Annotated in this window: 21 protein-coding genes; 6 read left to right on the forward strand and 15 right to left on the reverse strand. The window is 62.6% G+C overall.

What is annotated here, in order from left to right:
• Positions 1-2: 2 nt before the first annotated feature.
• Positions 3-737, reverse strand: a complete 735-nt coding sequence (locus tag JJJ14_RS12030) for a response regulator (protein ID WP_101559189.1) — start codon at positions 735-737, stop codon at positions 3-5.
• A 127-nt stretch (positions 738-864) separates the two neighbouring features.
• Entirely contained in the window at positions 865-2,190 is a 1,326-nt protein-coding gene (locus JJJ14_RS12035) for a sensor histidine kinase (protein WP_233431655.1), read from the reverse strand.
• Between the two features lie 415 nt (positions 2,191-2,605).
• On the opposite strand from JJJ14_RS12035, the gene JJJ14_RS12040 reads away from it, so the two are divergent.
• From JJJ14_RS12040 to JJJ14_RS12050, 4 genes are all read left to right on the forward strand, one after another.
• On the forward strand, positions 2,606-3,892 hold the full coding sequence (locus tag JJJ14_RS12040; RefSeq protein WP_236592842.1) for an ABC transporter ATP-binding protein: 1,287 nt from the start codon (positions 2,606-2,608) through the stop codon (positions 3,890-3,892).
• Positions 3,892-4,632, forward strand: a complete 741-nt coding sequence (locus tag JJJ14_RS12045; RefSeq protein ID WP_236592843.1) for an ABC transporter permease — start codon at positions 3,892-3,894, stop codon at positions 4,630-4,632. Before JJJ14_RS12040 ends, JJJ14_RS12045 begins: the two co-directional genes overlap by 1 nt.
• A 30-nt stretch (positions 4,633-4,662) precedes the next feature.
• A complete protein-coding gene (locus JJJ14_RS12740) occupies positions 4,663-4,788 on the forward strand; it encodes a hypothetical protein (protein WP_269089883.1) in 126 nt (41 codons plus the stop codon).
• A gap of 116 nt (positions 4,789-4,904) precedes the next feature.
• Complete coding sequence (locus JJJ14_RS12050) at positions 4,905-5,138, forward strand: hypothetical protein (protein ID WP_236592844.1); 234 nt, start codon at positions 4,905-4,907, stop codon at positions 5,136-5,138.
• A 236-nt stretch (positions 5,139-5,374) separates the two neighbouring features.
• Here the strand turns inward: JJJ14_RS12050 and JJJ14_RS12815 are convergent, their stop codons facing one another.
• The 11 genes from JJJ14_RS12815 to JJJ14_RS12105 all read right to left on the reverse strand — a co-directional run bounded on the left by JJJ14_RS12815 (position 5,375) and on the right by JJJ14_RS12105 (position 15,300).
• Entirely contained in the window at positions 5,375-5,926 is a 552-nt protein-coding gene (locus tag JJJ14_RS12815) for a CPBP family glutamic-type intramembrane protease (RefSeq protein WP_442859500.1), read from the reverse strand.
• A gap of 85 nt (positions 5,927-6,011) precedes the next feature.
• Positions 6,012-6,794 carry a class I SAM-dependent methyltransferase gene (locus JJJ14_RS12060; protein ID WP_180806227.1) on the reverse strand — a complete coding sequence of 261 codons (783 nt, stop codon included), beginning with the start codon at positions 6,792-6,794 and terminating at the stop codon, positions 6,012-6,014.
• Positions 6,710-7,480, reverse strand: coding sequence for an ABC transporter permease (locus JJJ14_RS12065; protein ID WP_201444269.1), 771 nt, complete (start codon positions 7,478-7,480; stop codon positions 6,710-6,712). Before JJJ14_RS12065 ends, JJJ14_RS12060 begins: the two co-directional genes overlap by 85 nt.
• Positions 7,470-8,402: an ABC transporter ATP-binding protein gene (locus tag JJJ14_RS12070; RefSeq protein ID WP_101559194.1), complete on the reverse strand. Its 933-nt coding sequence runs from the start codon at positions 8,400-8,402 to the stop codon at positions 7,470-7,472. Before JJJ14_RS12070 ends, JJJ14_RS12065 begins: the two co-directional genes overlap by 11 nt.
• Before the next feature lie 25 nt (positions 8,403-8,427).
• Positions 8,428-9,237, reverse strand: coding sequence for a SagB/ThcOx family dehydrogenase (locus JJJ14_RS12775; RefSeq protein ID WP_330831695.1), 810 nt, complete (start codon positions 9,235-9,237; stop codon positions 8,428-8,430).
• Between the two features lie 23 nt (positions 9,238-9,260).
• Positions 9,261-10,601, reverse strand: a complete 1,341-nt coding sequence (locus JJJ14_RS12080; RefSeq protein ID WP_101559196.1) for a YcaO-like family protein — start codon at positions 10,599-10,601, stop codon at positions 9,261-9,263.
• On the reverse strand, positions 10,594-11,607 hold the full coding sequence (locus JJJ14_RS12085; RefSeq protein WP_201444271.1) for a TOMM precursor leader peptide-binding protein: 1,014 nt from the start codon (positions 11,605-11,607) through the stop codon (positions 10,594-10,596). Before JJJ14_RS12085 ends, JJJ14_RS12080 begins: the two co-directional genes overlap by 8 nt.
• Positions 11,608-11,609: 2 nt before the next feature.
• Positions 11,610-11,810 carry a hypothetical protein gene (locus tag JJJ14_RS12090; RefSeq protein ID WP_144033426.1) on the reverse strand — a complete coding sequence of 67 codons (201 nt, stop codon included), beginning with the start codon at positions 11,808-11,810 and terminating at the stop codon, positions 11,610-11,612.
• Positions 11,810-12,463: a hypothetical protein gene (locus JJJ14_RS12095; RefSeq protein ID WP_144033427.1), complete on the reverse strand. Its 654-nt coding sequence runs from the start codon at positions 12,461-12,463 to the stop codon at positions 11,810-11,812. Before JJJ14_RS12095 ends, JJJ14_RS12090 begins: the two co-directional genes overlap by 1 nt.
• 890 nt (positions 12,464-13,353) lie before the next feature.
• Positions 13,354-14,082, reverse strand: a complete 729-nt coding sequence (locus JJJ14_RS12100) for a response regulator (RefSeq protein ID WP_201444272.1) — start codon at positions 14,080-14,082, stop codon at positions 13,354-13,356.
• A 213-nt stretch (positions 14,083-14,295) separates the two neighbouring features.
• A complete protein-coding gene (locus JJJ14_RS12105; RefSeq protein WP_201444273.1) occupies positions 14,296-15,300 on the reverse strand; it encodes an alpha/beta hydrolase in 1,005 nt (334 codons plus the stop codon).
• 288 nt (positions 15,301-15,588) lie between these two features.
• On the opposite strand from JJJ14_RS12105, the gene JJJ14_RS12110 reads away from it, so the two are divergent.
• Positions 15,589-16,578: an IS481 family transposase gene (locus tag JJJ14_RS12110; RefSeq protein ID WP_201443842.1), complete on the forward strand. Its 990-nt coding sequence runs from the start codon at positions 15,589-15,591 to the stop codon at positions 16,576-16,578.
• Between the two features lie 45 nt (positions 16,579-16,623).
• Here JJJ14_RS12110 and JJJ14_RS12115 read toward each other — a convergent pair whose 3' ends face one another.
• Positions 16,624-17,025: a winged helix-turn-helix domain-containing protein gene (locus JJJ14_RS12115; protein ID WP_141406024.1), complete on the reverse strand. Its 402-nt coding sequence runs from the start codon at positions 17,023-17,025 to the stop codon at positions 16,624-16,626.
• A gap of 1 nt (position 17,026) precedes the next feature.
• Entirely contained in the window at positions 17,027-17,680 is a 654-nt protein-coding gene (locus JJJ14_RS12120) for a hypothetical protein (protein WP_201444274.1), read from the reverse strand.
• A gap of 158 nt (positions 17,681-17,838) precedes the next feature.
• On the opposite strand from JJJ14_RS12120, the gene JJJ14_RS12125 reads away from it, so the two are divergent.
• Entirely contained in the window at positions 17,839-20,808 is a 2,970-nt protein-coding gene (locus tag JJJ14_RS12125; protein WP_201444275.1) for a lysylphosphatidylglycerol synthase domain-containing protein, read from the forward strand.
• Positions 20,809-21,004: the final 196 nt, after the last annotated feature.

Here is a 21,004-nt window from a genome sequence, read left to right on the forward strand (position 1 = left end):
GTTCAGTCCCCGCCTAAGACGTCGGCGGGGTCGATGACGCCGCCGCGCAGGGCCAGCAGCACCAGCTGAACCCGATCTCGGCAGCCGGTCTTGGACAGCAGGTGGCTCACGTGGGTCTTGACCGAGGGCATGGACAGCCACTTCCGGTCGCAGATCTGCTGGTTGCTCAGGCCCAGGGCGATGAGCGCCAGGATTTCGCGCTCGCGCTGGGTCAGGCCCGCGATCTGCTGGGAGGCCTCGGCGGCCCGGAGTGCCTCGACTGAGTCCTGGGAGGCGTGGCGCCCGGCCCCCTCCCTGGCCCGTACACCACTGACGTGGCCGGTGCGCGCGGCGGTGAGCAGCCGGCGTGTGGGCCCCGGGGAGATGACGGAGCTGCCGTCGTGGACGGTACGGATCGCGGCGGCGAGCTCCTGGGGTGGGGTGCTTGTGAGCAGGAGGCCGGAGGCACCGGCCTCGATGGCGTCCATGACGGGGGCGTCGGTGTCGGAGGCGGTCAGGATGACGACTCTGCCGGTCGCGCCGCGGGCCATGAGCTCGCGGGTGGTGGCCGGGCCGCTCAGGCCCGGCATCTGCACGTCGAGGAGGAGGACATCGGCCGGGTCGGCGGCGTTGCGCGCGAGCGCTTCCTTGCCGTCGGCGGCCCGCCAGATGATCTCCAGGTCCGGCTGCGCCCCCAGCAGCGTGGCCAGGCCCATGATGTGCAGTGGCTCGTCGTCAGCCAGACCCAGGCGGATCACAGGCGCCTCCCCTTCTTGACGGCAACTCACCGGAAGTATCCGCCCTTCCGGTTCGGCCGGTGCGGTTTTGTCCTGATGAAGTGCCGACGACGCCCTGCGAGGTTCGCCATATCAGAGTGATTGGCCCTCACTCAGGGGACGTGGGGAGCTCCGCCCTCACCCGCCATCCACCCTCGGGGGTGGGCCCGGCGGTGAAGGAGCCGCCGAGGTCGGCGACCCGGTCGCGCATGCCGATGATGCCGAAGCCGCGGTGCTTCAGACTCGCGGATGGGCGCACCACGGGGCGGGACACCGTGGCCGACTCGTGCGGTGGCCCCGCAGGGGCCGCATCCGCCTGTTCCCCTGCGCCCGCGAGACACGAACGGTCGTCGTTCCTCGACGCAGGGACCGCGTCTCCCGTTGGCGCCCCCGGGGCCGGGGCGTTCTTGACGACGAGGGCGACGCGGCCCATCTCGGTGCGCAGCGAGACGGTCGTGGCCGCTCCGGGGGCGTGTCGCACGACGTTGGTCAGCGACTCCTGGGCCACCCGGTGGAGGACGTGCTCCGCTGCCGGCGGAATCTGGCCGATCGGTTCGGTCTCCAGGGTGACGGGCAGTCCCGCCCGCTGCGCCTGGCGCAGCGGCTCGCGCAGGAGCTCCACGTGCTGGCCCGACGTCGCCTCTCCGGTTCCGGCACCGTCCTCGGCTCCGGCGTCAACAGTGCCGGCAGCCCCGCCGCCGGTACCACCGGTGGGACGGCCGGCAGCAGCGGGACCGCCCACACCGGCAGCACCGGCAACAGAGTCCCTACCAGCAGCGGAGCCGGAACCGGGCGCGGCGGCCGCATCGACATCGGCAGCACCGGCGTCGAAGCGCAGCATGTCGACCAGGGCGTGCACCTCGTCCACGGAGCGGCGGGAGGTCTCCCCGATGACGGCCAGGGCCTCGTCGGCGGCGGCCGGGTCAGTGACCAGGATGGCGCGGGCGCCCTCGGCCTGCATGGCGATGACGGTGAGACTGTGGCCCAGCAGGTCATGGACGTCGCGGGCGATGCGCTGCTGGGTCTCGATGACCGCGAGGCGCCGCTCGGTGGCCTGCTGCGCCTCAAGCACCGTGGCCCGCTCGAAGGCCTGGTTGTAGCGGTCGCGGCTGCGGCGCCGTGCGGCGCCGACGAATGCGGCCACCGCCACCACCAGCCAGGCATTGGTGAGGAGAATCAGCCGTCCGGCACCGGCATGAACCTGGTCACCGATGAGGCCGTGCGCCCGCGTCGTCGCCACAGCCGCCCCCACCAGCTCGAGGACGAGCCCCACCCACCGCCACGGCGCCTCCAGACGGGACTGGGTCGTCTCCACCGCGATGAGCCCAGTGAGGATGAAGAAGATGGAGAACTCCGTGAACAGCACCAGATGGGCGGTCAAGCAGACGCCAGCCACCAGGACGAAGAGCAGCGGGGAGTGGCGCCTCACCACCATGGCCAGGGCGCAGACTCCCAGCAGGAGGAGGTAGAGCGCCGGCGCTGCCCCCCCCCTGAGTGATCCCGGACTCCACCTCCGGCCGACCGATGAGGGACAGGAAGAAAAAGGCGAGGGCAATGACGACGTCGGGCACCGTCGTCCACGGACCCGACCGCGGCTCGCGCCAGGCGGCCGGGATCGGGCCCGCCGGCAGCACGCGCCCGGCCGACGTCGGCGCTATCGCCACCGTTCCCGCCTGCTCAGCCTCGCCGCCTCGCCGTTTTGTCATGCCTGAACCGTACCGTCGCGGCCGCGCGTCCCAGAGGCCGCGGCTGGGATTTCATACCCGGGTATGAGCCGGGCCTGCGGGCCCGCTCCGGAAGCAGACCACGGGCTGATGATCGCCCGGCTCGGCGCAAGCAGGCTTGATCCCATGACGACTTCACACCGCTTTCCACCGGCTCCATCGACACCTCTCCAGGCGCCGTCGCCGACCGGCATACCGGCGCCGCCGGCCGGCCCTCAGCCCCAGGCCGCTCCCGCTCAGCCGGCTCACCCGCCTCAGGCCGTCCAGCAGCCCTTCCCTCGGCTGAGCCTCGACGACGCACCGCCCCCCAACCGTCTTCCCACCGGCGCTGTGCCCGGCGTCGTCTCCCCAGCGTCAGCGCCCGCCCTGGCGGCTCCCCTCCCGCAGGTCGGCACAGCGCTCGCCGGAGCCGTCGACAACGCCGTCGTCCTGACTCACGACCTCACCAAGTCCTTCGGCAAGCGCACCGTCGTCGAGGGGCTGAACCTCGTGGTGCCGCGCGGGGCCGTCTACGGATTCCTCGGACCCAACGGCTCGGGCAAGTCGACCACTATGAAGATGCTGCTGGGGCTCCTGGCTCCCACCCGCGGGCAGATCAGCAAGCTCGGGCGGCCCTTCACCCCGGGCACGCGCGGACAGATCATGTCGCGCACCGGCTCCATGATCGAGAACCCGCCCGGCTACGGCCATCTCACGGAGGCCGAGAACATGCGGATCGCGGCGAAGATGCAGGGCCTGAGCGACCAGCAGGTCAGCCGCGCACTGGCACTGGTGCGCCTGACCGAGCACAAGGACCGCCTGGTGCGCACCTACTCCATGGGCATGAAGCAGCGCCTCGGGATCGCCCTGGCGCTGGCCCGCGAACCCGAGCTGCTCATCCTCGACGAGCCCACCAACGGCCTGGACCCGGCCGGCATCGAGGAGGTGCGCCGCCTGCTGATTGAGCTCGCCGGCGAGGGCATCACCGTCATGGTCTCCAGCCACCTGCTCGACGAGATCGACCGCATGGCCTCCACACTCGGCATCCTGTCGGGCGGCCGCCTCGTCTTCCAGGGCACGCACTCCGAGCTCATGGAACACTCGGTGCCGGACATCCTCATCGTCACCCCGACACCGCAGGCCGTCCTGGACCCGCAGATCCTGGCCGGGCTCGTGCCGGCGCAGACTCCCGGCCAGGCGGTGTCGACGACGGCCGGAGCGCCCGGAGCGGTCGGTGGCGCTGCCAGCGTCCCTATCGCCGGCCCGGTGCTCACGGCACAGGGTGTGCGCATCCCTGGGATGTCGAAGAAAGCGGTCGCCGAGCTCATCGGCCGACTGGCCGCCGCCGGAGTCGAGCTGCACGAGGTGCGCCGCGAGGCCCAGAGCCTCGAGGACGTCTTCATGGACCTCACCGGCCGGGGAGGTGTGCTGTGATGACCGGCGTCGCGCTCTCGTCAGTACCCGCCCCCTCCCAGTCCCCCACCGCGGCCGAGACCGCCGGCTCGGCGAGACCTGCTCCGTCGGCGCGCGGCTCCCACAGCACCCGGACGTCTGCGGCGCCCGGTTTCCTCACGTCGGTGGGCGTCGAGATCCTCAAGATGCGCCGCCTGCGGGTGCTGCTGGTGACCGCGCTGCTCGTCATCGCCTCGGTGGCGCTGAGCAGCATCAACCTGTTCAGCCAGTCGACGATCAACTCCTTCGACGACCCGGCCGCCAAGCCGTGGGCGGCCCTCCTGCTGGCCATGGCCCTGTTCAACGCCCTGACACAGCCGGTCTTCGTGGCAGTCCTCGCCAGCCGGCAGACCGACATCGAGCACAGCGGGGCCGGGTGGAACCTTGCGGCGACGTCGGGCCTGACGCCCGGTGCCCTGTGCCGAGTCAAGCTCGCCGCGCTGACGCTCCTCATCGTTCCCGCGGCCGTCGTTCAGAGTGCCGCCCTCATCTTCGTGGCGCGGACGGTGGGACTCTCCCTCCCGCTCGACGTTGGTCCCTGGGTCAACTACACGCTTCTGCTCGCCGTGGTCAACACGACGATGTGCGCCTATCACCTGTGGCTCGCGGCCACGGTGGAGAACCAGCTGGTCGTCATGAGCGCGGGGCTTCTGGGAGGCTTCGTCGGGGTCTACATGATGCTCGCCCCACCAGCGCTGGCGCGCCTGCTGCCCTGGGGCTAATACGCCGTCATCACACCCGCCAAGGTCTCCATGGTGGACCGCCACGGCGTCCACGAGTACGTCCAGGTCACCATGGGCTGGATCGCGGGCTTTCTCGTCCTGACCGCTGCCGTCCTCACTGTCGCAACCCGCCGGTTCGACCGGATCGAGAGGTGATGCCCGTGAGCACTCCCGTCAACGCTTCCGCCATGCCCCATGGTGCCGACTTCGCCCAGCCCGCCCCCTGAGTTACACAGGTTGGGGTGGTTTGTGTTTCAGAGTGGGGTTTTTCGTTGGGATTCTGGGGGTGGGGTGGTCGTTTCGGGGCACTAAGGTGTCACGAGTCAGGTAAGAAGCCCCTGGCCTACGCCGTCCCACAGGGCATCCTCAGCAAGACCCTGGCCCTGGGATCGTCGGCCATGTCGACGGCAGGAAAGCTGGACGCAGCGAGCATGCTTCCTCTCCTGGCCGCCGTCGCAGGCGTGGGCGCCGCCCTGTGGAGCCTACTGGCCCTCGTCGCCCGCTGAACCGGCGGCGCGCTTCAAGTGGTCGTGTTACGAAAATTTATAGGGTTCGGGCACACCCCGGGGCCAGGGGGTCGGTAAGCCCACCACAATGCGCACGATCCTGGGCCTGGACAAGCCCACCGGTGGCAAGGTCACCGTCAACGGACACCCTACCGGGAGCTGTCGCCCCCCAGTCCGAGAAACACCACGCACCCCAATTAAAACACCGAAAAAGCGCAACGCCAAATTACCCACATTCACGAACCGCTAGCTCTCGAATCGAATTCGCGAGCTACATTATATCCGACATGAAAACTAATTGCCGACGCAAACCCTATTTTCCGCGCACAGGCGTCTGCTATAAGCCCAAATGTCGACATATGTGCGACACTTTTCCATCCCCCAACCGAAAAATGAATAACACCAAACAACACAGAGTCCAATAAGTGCACAGACTTCTGTGAAGCACCCTTATTCAGCCGCCAGATGATCTCTTCCGAGATGGCAGTAGGCAGAAGCCAACGATCAAACGAACGTGCAGAATAATGCGGGAGTCTCCTCGAAATAACGACAACGCTGGCAGTATGGTATACGAAGCCCACACACAGTCCTCCAACCACCTCAACAACCAACGACTTAGAAACCCCCCATCGCATACCCACACGTCCGTGAACCCTAGAGAGCGCAACTGCACCCAAAGTCACCGTCGGAATATCATAATAACACGCACGATTGCTGACAGCCATTTTCCGCATAACTAAGGGAACAAGAAAGGATGAGGAAACATGGGCTATACGCATAACTCGCATTAATGAACCACGCAGCGGAAAGCGAGAGGCCACTATCCCTAAACTACGCACTGCTCCCCCTTTTTACAGCATCGCATTTATTACTCTAAACTACATGAATCTCGAATACCCAGACCCCATAGGATTCTTCCACTCCCGATTGGCGGTCATCGCTAATACGAACTCCGTCGTCGAACAAGCGGCGGAGCGACACTTTGCAATCCCGCCTGCATTCAGTAAACCTTCTCGCTAACTCCTCTACCTCAGCCCACCCCAGAGACGCGTCTACCTGGTCTTCAACATAAGACTCCAGGGAGTATTGGGGAATATCGTTAAGCTGCGAATCATTCAGCATGTCGATAATCAGCAACTCCCCCCCGGCCTTCGTCGCCTCAAGAAGATTTCTACAAGCTCTTTCAGGCTCATTTAATAATCCGAGAACCAGACTACAGACAACGAAGTCGTATGCGCCTGTATAACCGGCAAATGATTCGCCAATATCACCTAGATAAAAAACCGCATCCGGCAGCGCTTTTCTAACTTTACGGATAACATCTGCATCTATGTCCAATCCACTATACAAATAGTTTGTGCCTTCCAACAAGCGCCCTAAAGACGCCAACTGGCAACCGGCGTCCAGGAGGCTTAGGCTTCGCTCATCCGAATTTAATTTCAACCTTTTCTGCACATAATGCGCATACCGTAGGGACGTGAAGTAGTCGTACTGTAAAACAGCATCTAACTCACAACCCTCTTCATGACCCATCACGTAACCATTCTGCGCCATCATGTTATCCCGCGAGCCTACCGGCGTTTTGCCAAACGAACAGTGAACAACATCGTTATTCCAAAGCAAAGCAGCCAGAATGCGGCCGAAACTATTGTCCACACCTGAAGATCCTCGCCAGCACCCAGCTCAATAACAATATCCCTGGAAGCGCGAGAAGGAAGATAACGACTAATGGCATTAAGGGAATCAGGCATGTACCTGGGATCGACCAACATTCCCCCACCAAAAGCGAGAACCAGGAACAGCAGCTGAGCAACCGTGATTACGGTCTTCACACTAAATATCTGCCCCAACGAAGCACCAAAAAGGCTCCAGGTAATCATAGTAACCGCAAGGCCTAGAAAACCAGCAAAAAGACTCGCAGTCAATGAGGCTGCGGTGAAGAACAGCGCCATGATCCAAAGAAAAACCAGCCCCACAATGGTAACAGAAATGGCTCCCACTGCTATAGCGATAAACCGTGGAGCAATTCCTACGGGCAGGGTGCGAAGATAAACTCCAAAACCACTTTCTCGATCCTGAGCAACCGAAGCAGAGTATCCAAACAGGCAGGTCGAAAAGCCCAGCATGCTCGTCAGCTGTAGTACCGCTTCCGTGGACGCAACTTCAGAATTGACAACATCGCGGTTAGGTAAGACGAAGAAGACAAAACACACCGTCGGAATAATTATGTTTCCTATCAAAGCGGCAGGATCTCGAAAGGTATCAATCAGCACTAGTCGCAGATGTGCGATCAGTACCTTTAACTGAGAAGCAGAGCGGTCAGGTACTCGTTCAGTTTCCATGCGAACTCTCCAACTTCTCCAGAAAGACGTCCTCTAGACTCCATCCACGCACCCTCAAATCCGTAAACTGCAAACTTGATTGCACCAGACGTTTTATAAACCTGTCAGAATCCGCCGTTCTAACAGTATAAATACCGTTAGCTGAGCTTATATCCGTCGTTGCTCCTGCCAGGTTCGAAATTTCTACTGTCGATGCTGAAGAAACGAAAGTAACCGTTGCACTCTTCTGCATTGCCAGAAAATCTTCGGCAGGACGGTCCTCGATCAGAGCGCCGCCGTCGAGTAGTAAAATTCGACTACTTAGGTATTCGATCTCGTCTAGATAATGAGACGTAATCACCACAGTCACGCCTTCTCCCGCCGCTGCCTGGATCTGGTTCCACATAGTCCGTCGAGCTTCCGGATCCAGCCCTGTCGTCGGTTCATCTAGAATAGCGAGCAGGGGATTGCCAACAAAAGCCAATCCGACAGCGATTCTGCGTTTTTGGCCACCTGAGAGATGCTTAATCTTCTTATGACTAAACTCCTCTAAGTTCCAAGTTCGGAACACCTCACGAAACCTATCCACGTTGACGGAACCGTCTGCAGAATCCTCATTCATATAATGGGCGGAAACAAACTCAGCTATCTCATTGCCGGTAAGATTACCTGGCAGAGAAACCTCCTGAGGAACAACCCCGAGATGTTGTCGAACTCGCGGTTGCTGGGGGTCTCCACCCAAAACTCGGACGGTGCCTGCAGTAGGCTTGCTTAAGCCTGACAACATCGACACTAGAGTAGACTTACCTGCGCCATTGCGTCCCAGAACCCCTACAATACTGCCGGAATTCACGTCAAAACTGACGTCGGAAACTGCCGAAAAGTCTCGAAAACATTTGGAAACGCCTCGAACTGATAGGACAACAGACCCAGAACTCAACATTACCTACAAAGTCCCTTCCATCGGATCATCCGACAGCCAGCGCGTAAAGCAAAGCTGTATCGACGCCGTTGAGCGTCGGAATCAATTCGTTGAGCTCACAATCAACGAACCCGCCTAAAGCGCGTGCAGGTAGGTCATAGGCGGACGCCAACAACAATAAATTTTGTGCCAGGTGACCGGACTCCATAAGGCAAAAACGCATCCCACGGTGACCGTACTTGAATCTCGAGCGCCAAAATGAAGCAGCCAAGAAAAAGATTACGGCACTTTCAGCGCTGCCGGTCGCATTAAAAAAGGAATCTGCCACTGCTTCGTCGATACTCCCGGCTACTAGAACAACTCTATCCTCTTGCGGGAGATAATAATATACTCCTTCCTCAACCCCGCTAACATTTCGGACATACACAAAGAGGTCGAGTGGATGTAGCGCTCCTGCTGAAGGTACGGTACGCAAGTGACTTTGCTGTCCAGCGACGTCTGTCATACCTGCACCGTAACGAAGAAGCCCGCTCAACTCACTTTCCGTCATCGTTCCAGTAAAAATGTCAGCTGAGCGCCGCCCGAGTAACGCTGACTCTAGCGATGAAGCTGGGCATCTTGGGCTCCCCAGGTCTATTCGAGCAAGATTATCGAAACTCTTGGCTCCACGTGAGGAAATTACCCTCAACTCGGGCGAGCTCTGCAACGCTTGAACTCCAGGACAGTCCCAGCCCATTGATTCATTATAGATCTTAGAAGCCTCAAACCAGACCTCAGAACAATCCTGTGAACTCGGAACATCCGCTCCGTAAACGATCGTTGTTAAGTTCGCTCCATGAATAGTCGATCCGTCCATATCGGACAACCTCTCTCTTGGGCTTAAGGAAATGGATGTGGGACGAGATTAAGGTCGTCGAAACCTCGGCTGTTCTGGTTTCCCCATGGCAGTGGGCCATAAAACGAAGGATTCCCAAGAAAGCGACCTAAGTACGTCGCATCAAGTTGCGCAAGTTGTGGTGAAACCACCTTCATAACCACGACCCCCTCTTCCTTGACGTCGGGCGAAGTAACGTCTACCGCAAACAGTTCGATGTTTCGGGAACACGCAACCTTCAGCAGCGAATCTAGCGTCTCCGCAGGAGTAAGTTTCGGTTTGAAGTCGAAGTTCGTAGGGCAGGTTTCAAACCGATCAGCCTCTGTCAAGAAATGGATCGCTTCCCAGAGTTGTTCGGAGTCAGGTCCTGCAAACAGTCGAACGTGGTCATCAAAACTATTAATGTTGGAAGCCCAGTTTCCATCAAATCTGAGAGTGTTACCCGAACGCTGCTCGGCTTTAATCCAAACTCTAGTTTGAAAGGCTTCTACGATTGCCTTACGGCAAGCAGTAGCGATGGATGCAGCCGACGCTGCGCCAAACGCAATTGGTGCCGACTCCGTTTTCGTATTAAGGACCACTGCCAGAACCGTAGGGACGCCGACAAGTTCCGACAGAGCAAACAGTCTGACATCTAACCCTGTTGGCTTCACATGTTGTTGCCAGAACTGAGTGCCGCCTAGCAGCCTGTCTCCATCGACTCTTGGCGGAGTCAAACTTGCATGCCAAGTCAACACGAAAGCGTGGCGCTCAAAGGCCTCAAATATTGCCGAGACTAAAGCCTCAGTTTCCGTCAGACCACAAGCAAGACCATTGCTTGTGGAATAGCCGACTGTTGCATTTCGTCGGGGCAATGGACTTAAATAAACAAGATCTGCAGGAACAGCGACCTGAGATCCAGTAGCAAGATTTCGACCTTTAGCCCACGACATTTGCAATCCGGGAGTAATGGGAACAAAAGGAAACTGATCCTCTATGTACTGTCTCGGATGAAACAGGTTCCAATCATACCGAAAGGCATCGTCGTTTAGGTCGGATGCATAATCGCCGACAATTAGATTGTCGGGGACATATGCCGCAGAGTAACGTTCAATTGTTTCTCCTATTGCGGCAACTCTTGCCTCGATATAACTCAGGGCTCCGCCGCCATTCAAACTGTTGACCGGCGCACCTACTAAATCAGTCCCTTCACAAGCACGTGCGCCTACCGCATAGCCGGGAATGTCATCAGTCTCATGCAGCTGATTATAAATTGAATTAACAATTCCGGTTAACGGTGAAACGAAACGACTGTAGACGGTATCGGCGACCTTTAGAGAGGTCCAGCCCCTGCGCGTGTCAGCCATGATGCCATACCTGAGGGTAGCCGGTAGATCTCGATTTTCCGCACACTTCGCATCTTGGCAAACGTAGTATGTGGTGTGTTTCAAAGACAATTCCGTTCCTCGAGGATTCCACCACTCTATAACTCCCTGGTCGTGACGACGCGGAATACTTTCCGAGGACAATGTACTCTGCGACCATATCGGTAACGAAAGCTGCGATCACCTGATCGACACTAGGACGTTGCGCACGCGTTTGATAATGCGGAGATGCTACCTTGATTCCGTCCACGCTTCCGGGGCGTACAGCGTATGGCACATCTACTAAATTAGCGCGACGACGAGTGGTCCAACAATTCAAGCACGCACTTTTGCCTGGAACGACCCATGGACCCACAACCGCCCTGGAGCCATCGAATCCACCAAGAAACAGTGTTCTTCCGGGAAGAAGACTATTGGTTATGGCTTCATTGTGTTCGAGTGCTTTCTTCGAGAATAGGTCTCGATATGCGGCGATCACAATGTTTTCGGCGTCATTTTCGCTGTTGGTATCTGTGGCTTGAGTTAACGACTCATCTGCTGATACTTTCAGGTTTTTAACTTCGATGCCAACATTTTTTAAATCTTCAGATATTCTTGTTAAAAGATGGTCTGAGTCTCCTGTCAGAAATACGTTTGTACTCAGCAACCTCATCGTTGCTTCACTTTCACTCACTTGATAGTTGCTGCGCGCGCACATCTCGTGAACTAAAGGTGCGACAGAATCATGCCGTCCGAGTTCCCGGATAGCAGACACTTCAATTAGTTTAGCCAGAATGAATTTTATCTCCTCCGGCAAACTTGTCATATCCGAAACTGAAAATTCCGAACTTTCAAACCACCCAAATTCCCGCATCTGTGATAGAGCCGTTGCGTCACTCGGTTCCGTTAGTACTGTAACAGAGTCGCCCTTGCGTATTCTCAACTGGTGCGTTTCGGATTCGAGCACTAGCAGTGGATTCCAATGGTATTTCTTGATTTCTTTCTTCACGTTCACCCCTCCGTTGAATTTTTATCCGATTCCCGCCTACCGGAAAACTTAATAACGGCATACACGAGCAAACTCACGGTCAAACCAATAGCGCCCACGAATATGCTTTTCGCAAGGTTTGGATTGATGAGATAGTACCCCAGCGCGCCTAGGAAAGCACAGGATACTCCGGTTATCATCCCTTGCATGTTGCTGGAGTTCATTACTTTTCCTTTCGCGAACTTATGGTGCCCACATAGTATTGATAATAAGGAAGTTGGTCTGCGATCTGCGAGTCGCGTTCATCCATTTTTCGACGTCGATATGAGTCCGCAAGAATGTCCGGAGGAAGATGGTGATAGGCGTAACGTATGGCTGAATCTCCTTCTATGCGACGCAGGACTTGTTCCACAGTTGCAGTAACGGTATGACCGATTCGAATTACCTCGCCAGTGTCGTAGAGATTTTCGTCGGCAATTCTAAGAGCGATATCTGTTGCGGAACACCACGGCATGGCAGCTTCTGGATAACTTCCGAATATTTTTCTCTGCGAGGCGACATACGGCCCCAATTCTTCCATGACCGCCGGTGCGAGAATAGTGACAACTTCTAAACCATTATTCTCAAACTCTCTTCGGGCCACTTTTTCAAGTTCGGAGTAGTATCGAACTAAGCTGTTCTTGCTGTTCGCAGCACTTTCGACTGAAAGAAGAATCGCCTTTAATGCAGCCGAATTTCGAAGCGCGTTTTTCGGGAGCTCAATCGCTTCCTCGCGATTCAGACCAATCAAATCGATTACGATCGCAGACAAATTAGGTAATGTCGCTGCCAAGACCTTGCCTAGTAACGACCGCTTTCCGTAGTACTTAATTGCCATGGGGAACTACTCACCGAGAAATCGAGGTCTCGGCAGAATCGAAGGCGTCGTATCTGTTGAGAGAAACGAATGGGTGTTTTTCTCGAAACTAGCCTCGACTCTGCCGAGATCGTCATCATCAGCTCCAGCAGGCGACGCAGCAGGTGCTCGACGAAGAACTACAACGTGCAGCTGTAGGCTCGAAGAACTTCTCAACCTCGCCGTAGGTTACGATACTGAACCCCTGTGGGGCCTTGGTCTCGGTCATGCGATTCTCCCGTCTTGTTAACTTGAGCGGTCAATGACATCGCGGACACGTGGATGTGCCCTGCGACAGATATATTACAGATCACTAGATTAATAGTCAAACCTCCAGGAAAATCGGCGCATTGATAATCAATCGTTCGATAGGATGTTACAAGGATTCTACATAGGATGCTCGCCCCTGACTGAGAACTGCCCTTGAAGTTATTTGACCAAGGCGGGCATGCGCAGCAGACCTCTGGGGCGGATCGGGACTGTCGTCACAACGGGCACGCTAGAGCGTTTTACGTGGAGGTGCTGACGTAGAGCGGAAGGGTGGATCATTGGACCAGATCGAGCGGTTACGGATTGATTTCTATTCAAGCCGTCTGGTACTGCGGTAGATTGGTGAAAGTTATCATTGGTTTTGCTATATCGAGGCCTGGCGGCAGGACACCACGGACCCGTATCTCTATACAAGGTCAGGGCCGCTTCACGGGGCTGTAGCGGTGCAGATCCCATCCGACTCCGGCTGTGTGCGCCGGGTTCTGGAGTACCTGGGCTCACCCCATGACTACAATCATCATCGCCCCCACACCGCCTGCCACAACCGGCCTCCCGCCACCCGCATCCCATCACACGTCGCCAGCGTCAATGACCTCACACACCTAGCCCAGGACGTCGGCGGGGTCGACGACGCCGCCGCGCAGGGCCAGCAGCACGAGCTGGATCCGGTCGCGGCAGCCAGTTGTCGACAGCAGGTGGCTCACGTGGGTCTTGACCGTGGGCATGGACAGCCACTCCCGGTCGCAGATCTCCTGGTTGGTGAGCCCCAGGGCGATGAGCGCCAGGATCTCGCGCTCGCGCTGGGTGAGGGCTGCGACCTGCTGGGAGGCCTCGGCGGCCCGGAGTGCCTCGACTGAGTCCTGGGAGGCGTGGCGCCCGGCCCCCTCCCTGGCCCGTACACCACTGACGTGGCCGGTGCGCGCGGCGGTGAGCAGCCGACGTGTGGGCCCCGGGGAGATGACGGAGCTGCCGTCGTGGACGGCACGGATCGCGGCGGCGAGCTCCTGGGGTGGGGTGCTTGTGAGCAGGAGGCCGGAGGCACCGGCCTCGATGGCGTCCATGACGGGGGCGTCGGTGTCGGAGGCGGTCAGGATGACGACTCTGCCGGTCGCGCCGCGGGCCATGAGCTCGCGGGTGGTGGCCGGGCCGCTCAGGCCCGGCATCTGCACGTCGAGGAGGAGGACATCGGCCGGGTCGGCGGCGTTGCGCGTGAGCGCTTCCTTGCCGTCGGCGGCCCGCCAGATGATCTCCAGGTCCGGCTGCGCCCCCAGCAGCGTGGCCAGGCCCATGATGTGCAGTGGCTCGTCGTCAGCCAGACCCAGGCGGATCACAGGCGCCTCCCCTTCTTGACGGCAACTCACCGGAAGTATCCGCCCTTCCGGTTCGGCCGGTGCGGTTTTGTCCTGATGAAGTGCCGACGACGCCCTGCGAGGTTCGCCATATCAGAGTGATTGGCTCTCACTGTGAGCAGGCGGGGAGCCTTGCCGCCACCCACCATCCCGGCGGAGCCGGCCGATCCGACCGACCCCGCCGGCGCCCGGCCCTCACGCGCCCTTGGCGAAGTGGTTGAGCAAGGAGTCGATATCCTGCTGGATGCGGCCCCAGCGCACGACATGGGCGCCGGTGTCCTCGTAGCGCTCGTAGCCGATGCCGGCGCCGTCGAGCGCCTTCTCGAAGTTCTGCTGGCTGGGCAGCACGATGCTCTCGTAGCGATCACTGTCGGTGCCGCAGACGAGGAAGACGCGCTTGCCGCGGTAGCTCTCCACGTGCTCGACCGGATTGTCCGCGCTCACCCGCGCCTGGTCCCACGGGATCCCATAGATGGTGCCGCCCTTGAGGTCGGTGGCGCTGGCGGTGAAGTTCGCCCAGTGGACCACCGCCCCGTCCTGGATGCGCAGATCGGCCGGCCCCGAGTGGCTGGAGACCGACGCGAAGAGCTCGGGGTACTTCGCGGCGTACTTCAGGGCTCCGAAGCCGCCCATCGAGAAGCCGGAGATCGCGCGACGGGAGGCCTGCCCGGTGGTGGCGAAGGTGGCATCGACCCAAGGGAGGAGCTCCTTGATGTGGAAGGTCTCCCAGTTGCGCGGCCCCACGTTGGAGGACTCGGGGTCGCAGTACCAGCCGGCCGCCCCGCCGTCGGGCATGACGACGATGAGGTCGCGCCCCGCGGTGTGGTTGCGGATGTCGTACTTCGTGTCGAAGGTCGAGTAGTTCTCGCCGCCGCCGTGCAGCAGGAAGAGCACCGGGTAGCGGCGCGAGGTGTCGTAGCCGTCGGGCAGCAGCACGTTGACGCGTGGCAGCCAGCCGATCGAGGACGTGGCCAGCTTGTAGTACTGCATGCGGCCGTGGTCCTCGTGCTCGGCCACGGTGAGGGCAGCCTGGGCCGGGGCCGCTCCGGCGACGACGGCGCCGCCCCCGATGACGGAGGCGGCGGCGAGACCACCCACCCCCTTGAGCAGGGTCCGGCGGCTGAGCCGGTGGGCGCAGGCACGGTTGGGCTGAAGGTGGGATGGCGAGTCAGCGGGCGGGGTCTGTGCACTGAAAGGCATGGCGTGTCCTTGGTGAGTCGACGATGACGGCAGTGGCGGGGCGGACCTGCCGCCCCGGGGACCGGCCGGCTGACGGGCACCGGCCGACCCTTGCGACAAGGCCTCACGGCGGCGCCTCCATCGGCATCCACCTATGAGACTTGCTTCACACCATACGCTAACTGTACTGATCGGGAGGGTTGGTTGAGGGGGTGTGATCTGAGTCTTTGAGGTGAGGAGAGCGCCTTGGGCTGGTTGAGTGGAGGTGTTGCAGTTCCCCATCAGCCAGACACGAAAGGTGCTCTCCTCATGTCCCACGCTAACGCAGCCCTGACCCCGCGTGCTCGTTTGAGGGTCGCCCGTCTGGTGGTTGAGGAGGGCTGGCCCGTCAGCGAGGTTGCTGCCCGGTTCCAGTGCTCATGGCCCACCGTCAAGCGCTGGGCCGACAGGTACAGGGCCGGCCAGCCCATGACCGACCGCTCCAGCCGCCCACGCTCGTGCCCTCACCGCACACCCAAGGCAGTGGTCAAACGGATCGTCTCGCTGCGCATGCGCCTGCGTGAGGGCCCCGTCCAGCTCGCTGCCCGCACCGGGGTCGCAGCCTCGACCGTCCACCGCATCCTGCGAGCCGCCCACCTCAACCGCCTGTCGTACACCGACCGGGCCACCGGTCAGGTCGTGCGCCGCTACGAGCACCCCTACCCCGGATCTCTTGTCCACGTCGACGTCAAGAAGATCGGCAACATCCCCGACGGTGGTGGATGGCGCTACGTCGGTGCGCGCCAGGGCGCGCGCAACCGCGCCTCCACCCCCGGCAAGGCCCGTAGCCAGGCCAGCCGCAGACCGGTGATGGGCTACGCCTGCGTGCACTCGGTGATTGATGACTACTCCCGCGTGGTCTACAGCGAGATCCACGACGATGAGAAGGCCGATACCGCCGTCGGAGTGCTCCAGCGCGCGGTGTCATGGTTCAGCGCCCGAGGAGTCAAGGTGGAGCGAGTCCTGTCCGACAACGGTTCTGCCTACCGTTCCCAGGCCTGGCAAGCCGCCTGTCAGCAGCTGGGCATCAAGGCCAAGCACACCCGCCCCTACCGCCCCCAGACCAACGGCAAGATCGAGCGCTTCCACCGCACCCTGGCCGACGGCTGGGCCTACGCCCGCCACTACACCTCCGAGACCCAACGCCGCCAGGCCCTACCCGCATGGCTGCACCTCTACAATCACCACCGACCCCACACCGCCACCCAAGGCCACCCACCCATCACCCGCCTAACCAACCTCCCCGATCAGTACAGCTAACCGCTCGGTTAATACCACCCCTTGTCGCGTCCAGCCCGGAGGAGCTCAGGCGTCGAGCAGGGCACGTAGGTTGCGCACGTACCGGTCGAAGGCCACCCGCCCCTCGGGGGTCAGCGCCAGGTACGTGGCAGGACTGCGCCCGGCGTAGGTCTTGTTCTGCTGCACGTATCCCGCCCCCTCCAGCTTGGACAGATGGGTGGACAGGTTGCCCGCCGTCATGTCCAGCAGCTCGCGCAACCGCGGGAAGTGCAGCTCGTCGCCAACGGGCACGGCGGCCAAGGTCGCCATGATCCGCAGGCGGGCCTGGGCGTGAATGACGGGGTCGATGTCGACGGCGGAGGCCGTCGCGACAGCCGGAGCTTCAGCACCGCCCGGCTCCGCCGACTCCCCCGCCCTGCCGGCATCCTCCGGTTCCCCAGGCCGCTGAGCCCGCGCTTCTCCGGTCATGTCACGCACCTCGCTTCGGTCCCACGACAGCAGCGACGACGGCGGCCATCAACATGCCGCCCCCACCGGCCACCGACATGATCCACCAGGCCCAGGGCATCCCGACAATCGTGACCACGAGGGTCACCAGGAGGATCCATCCGCCCAGGACGCCCATGACCGCCTCATTCCACAGTGCGGCACTCATGAGGAAGATGACGCCGACGACGAGGCAGGGCACGGCGTTGGACACCACGCTCATCACCTCATTGGCCTCACTTGTGTTGAGGGTGCCCAGGAAGGCGTTGACCCGGCTGAGGATAATGGCCCCCAGCGGCATCCCGAGACTCCAGGCGAGACCGTAGTAGGTGCCCTCGCGACTGCTCCGACCGCGGATGCCGCGCGTCTTGGGGACGATGTAGGCGAAGGTGAACAGCAGGGCCGCCGCGAGGCAGCCGCAGAAGAACAGGTACGGCGCCGTCGGCAGGCTGTAGTCCGCCTCGCGGTAGAGGGCCAGGGCGGCGTAGCCGACCAGCCAGGCCAGCCCCCAGGCGGTCAGGAGTGGGGTCGCCTTGATCTCGTGCCGCTTGAGAAAGGCGCTCCGCTGGGCCTCGACGACGGCGAGCGCCTCATCGGGCCCCACCGGAACCTTCGGGTGCTCAGTGACAGCACTCATGGTGAACCTCCTCGTCAACAGTGGTTTGCGTTTCAAACCAGCTCCAGGATAGCGCCCCTTAGTTTGTGTTGCAAACTACTTTGAACAAGCCAACGCCGCCGCGCGGCTCCTTCCGGCGTAGGAGGGTCCACCCAGGCTCTCCCCCTAGAATCGGCGTCATGACAGATGCGGCACCAGGGTCGCCCCCGCCCGCAGGCGACCTCGACCACGCCTCGACGCTCACCTCGCCTCCTGGCGAGTCCCCCACCGCCGTCGACCAGCAGGCATCTGCGGCCGCCGTCCCGTCGGCCACCTCCGCGCCCTCCGCGGAATCGACCTCCACCTCTCCGGTCGGCATCCCGGTCATCGGGGTCGCCCCCATGGCCGAGCCCACCCCGGCCTCCGGCCCTGCCGCCCCCCGCTCGACGACACTCCTGGTGGACACCACCGCGCACCGCCTGCGCCGCACGGAGGACCTGCTCGACCTGACCCTGACGCTCCTGGGCATCTTCGCCGTCCTCGTCCTGGCGATCTACGCCCACGAGACCACCACCGGCGTCACCCAGGACGTCCAGAACGCCCTGGCGGTGGTCCTGCGCCGCATCCTCGTCTTCCCCCTGCAGACCATTGAGGGCCTGGCTACCTTCATCGTGCCGCTGGCCGTTCTGCTGGACCGGGTGCTGCGCCGCTCCTGGCGGTCCTTGGGCCAGGCCGTCCTGTCGGGGATCGCCAGCTACTCGGTCGCCATCGCCGCGATGACCGGCCTCGTGGCCTGGGGCCCCACCGCCCTGGTCATGGGGCTGACGGTCACCGCCTCGGGCACCGCCCAGCTGGGCATCTCCACGGTCTTCGCCTCCATGGCCGGCCTGCTCACAGCCGCCGGCGACCGCAACAGCTCCACCGTGATGCGCTCGGGCTGGGCGGCCCTGTGGGTGGTCCTGGGCATGGCGGTCCTGCGCGGCGCCCTGACCCTGCCGGGCGCGGTGCTCTCCCTGCTGCTGGGCCGCACCGTCGGCCTGCTGGTGCGTTACGTCTTCGGGGTCGAGGACCGCCGCGCCCACGGGGTCACGCTCGTGCGCGCCCTGCGCCGGGCCGGGATCGACGCCGTGCGCGTGGTCCGCATGGACCGTGCCCCCGAGGCGCGCGCCTGGGTCGTCACCACCGACGCCCCCCTGGGCTACACCGAGCAGGTGCGTGAGCAGGTTCGTGAGCAGGTGAGCGAGAACCCGCTGGCCCCGGCCCCGCAGGAGCCGGCGGGCCTCGAGCCCACCACCGACGACGCCTCCGCCCCCACCGACGCGCAGGTCACCGACGCCCCCACCGGCTCATCGAGCGGCGAGACCGCCTCCCCCCTCGACTCGACGCCATTGGACACGGCCGGGACCGGGGGCCCCGGGGCGCCGGCGGGCGCGAACACGATCAGGCCGGCCACCGACGTCGACCTGGCCGCCGTCCTGGCCGAGGCCTCCAGCGAGGCCCTGTCCCAGGAGCGGGCCTCGGTCCACCGCATGTACGCCGTGTGGGACTCGGCCGGTGAGCGCCACAACGTCACCCTCCTCGACGCCGACCGGCAGGTGGCCGGATTCCTCTCCAACATCTGGGACCAGATCCGCGTTCGGGGCCTGTCCCCCACCCGCGACCTGTCCCTGCGCCCGGCCGCCGAGCACGCCGCCCTCATGACGATGGAGGCCCGCCGCGCCCGCGTGCGCACCCCCGGCCTGCTGGGGATGGCCGAGGCCGCCGAGTCCGTGCTGCTGGTGACCGACCACGTCGTGGGCGCCCGGTCCATCAGCGACCTGGGGGCCGAGGTGGACGACGACGTCCTGGACCAGCTGTGGAGCCAGCTCCAGCGCGCTCACGCCGCGGGGCTGGCGCACGGCAGCATCGACGCCTCGAGCGTCGTCGTCGATGAGTCCGGGCGGCTGTGGCTCCTGGACTGGGCCTCGGGCGAGACGATCTCCACCGAGCTCTCCCGCCGCGTGGACCTGGCTCAGGCCCTGGCGCTGACGGCGCTGGCGGTCGGTGCCCAGCGGGCCATCGACGCCGCCTCCCGCTCACTGACCACCGCGCAGCTGGCCTCGATCGCCCCCATGCTCCAGCGGGTGGTGCTGCCGCGTCAGACCCGCGAGGTCATGGGGCGGGGCGGAGCGAGCCGGCAGGTCCTCCAGGATCTGCGCGACGCCCTCGTGGCGCTGACCCCCACGGCCGACGCCGAGCCGGCCCGCCTCAACCGCTTCTCCACGCGCACCGTCCTCATGGCCGTGGTGGCCCTGGTGGCGGTGTGGACACTGTTGGCCCAGTTGGACTTCCAGCAGGTCTCCACCGCCGTCTCGCAGGCCAACATCTGGTGGATGCTGGCGGCCCTGTTCTTCTCGGTGGCGACCTACGTGGGCGCGGGGCTCACGCTGGTGGCCTTCAGCCCCGAGCGGCTCTCCCTGTGGCGCTCCACCGAGGTGCACCTGGCCAGCGCCGTCGTCTCACTCGTGGCCCCGGCCGGTGTGGGCGGGGCGGCCATCAACCTGCGCTTCCTCAACCGCAAGGGGGTGCCCACCGCGGTCGGCGTGGCCACGGTGGCCCTGGTCCAGGTGGTCCAGTTCGTCGTCACCGTGGTGCTGCTCGTGGTGCTGGCGGCCATGACAGGCCAGTCGACCGGACTGACCCTGCCGTCCGGCTGGGTGCTGGTCGCCGCGGGCGCCGTCGTCGTGGTGGCGGCGGTGGTCCTGACCATCCCCAAGGCGCGCACCTGGGCCTGGGCCAAGATCGAGCCCACCTACCGCCAGGTGTGGCCGCGGCTCGTGTGGGTCATGTCCAACCCGATGCGCCTGGTGCTGGGGGTCGGCGGCGCGCTCATGCTGACCCTGTCCTACATCCTGTCCTTCAGTGCGAGCCTGTGGGCCTTCGGCTACACGGTGCCCTTCGCGGTCCTGGCCATCACCTACCTGGCCTCCAACACGGTGGGCTCGATCGTGCCCTCCCCCGGCGGTATCGGGCCGGTCGAGCTCGCCCTGACCGCCGGGCTCGTCGCCGCCGGCGTCCCCTACGGGGTGGCGCTGTCCACGGCGATCGTCTACCGCCTGGTGACCTTCTGGATCCCGATCCCGGTGGGCTGGCTCAGCCTCCAGCGCCTTCAGAAGGTCGGGGATCTCTAAACCCACCTCCGAGCTCCTCACCCCCGCCCCGCCCGCGTCTCTTCACGTCTGAGACACGGGCGGGGCGGGTCTTCGCGTCGAGGTCCCGACGGCGAGCCGGGGCCGGATGGCCGTCCGGCCAGCGGCTGCAGCAGCGTCAGTCGGCCCAGAGAGCCGGACGAGCGTGTCAGCAGGACGACTGAGACGGCGGCCCCAC

Source organism: Actinomyces sp. HMT 175, from assembly GCF_016694895.1.
In the GTDB taxonomy this organism is placed as follows: Bacteria; Actinomycetota; Actinomycetes; order Actinomycetales; family Actinomycetaceae; genus Actinomyces; species Actinomyces oris.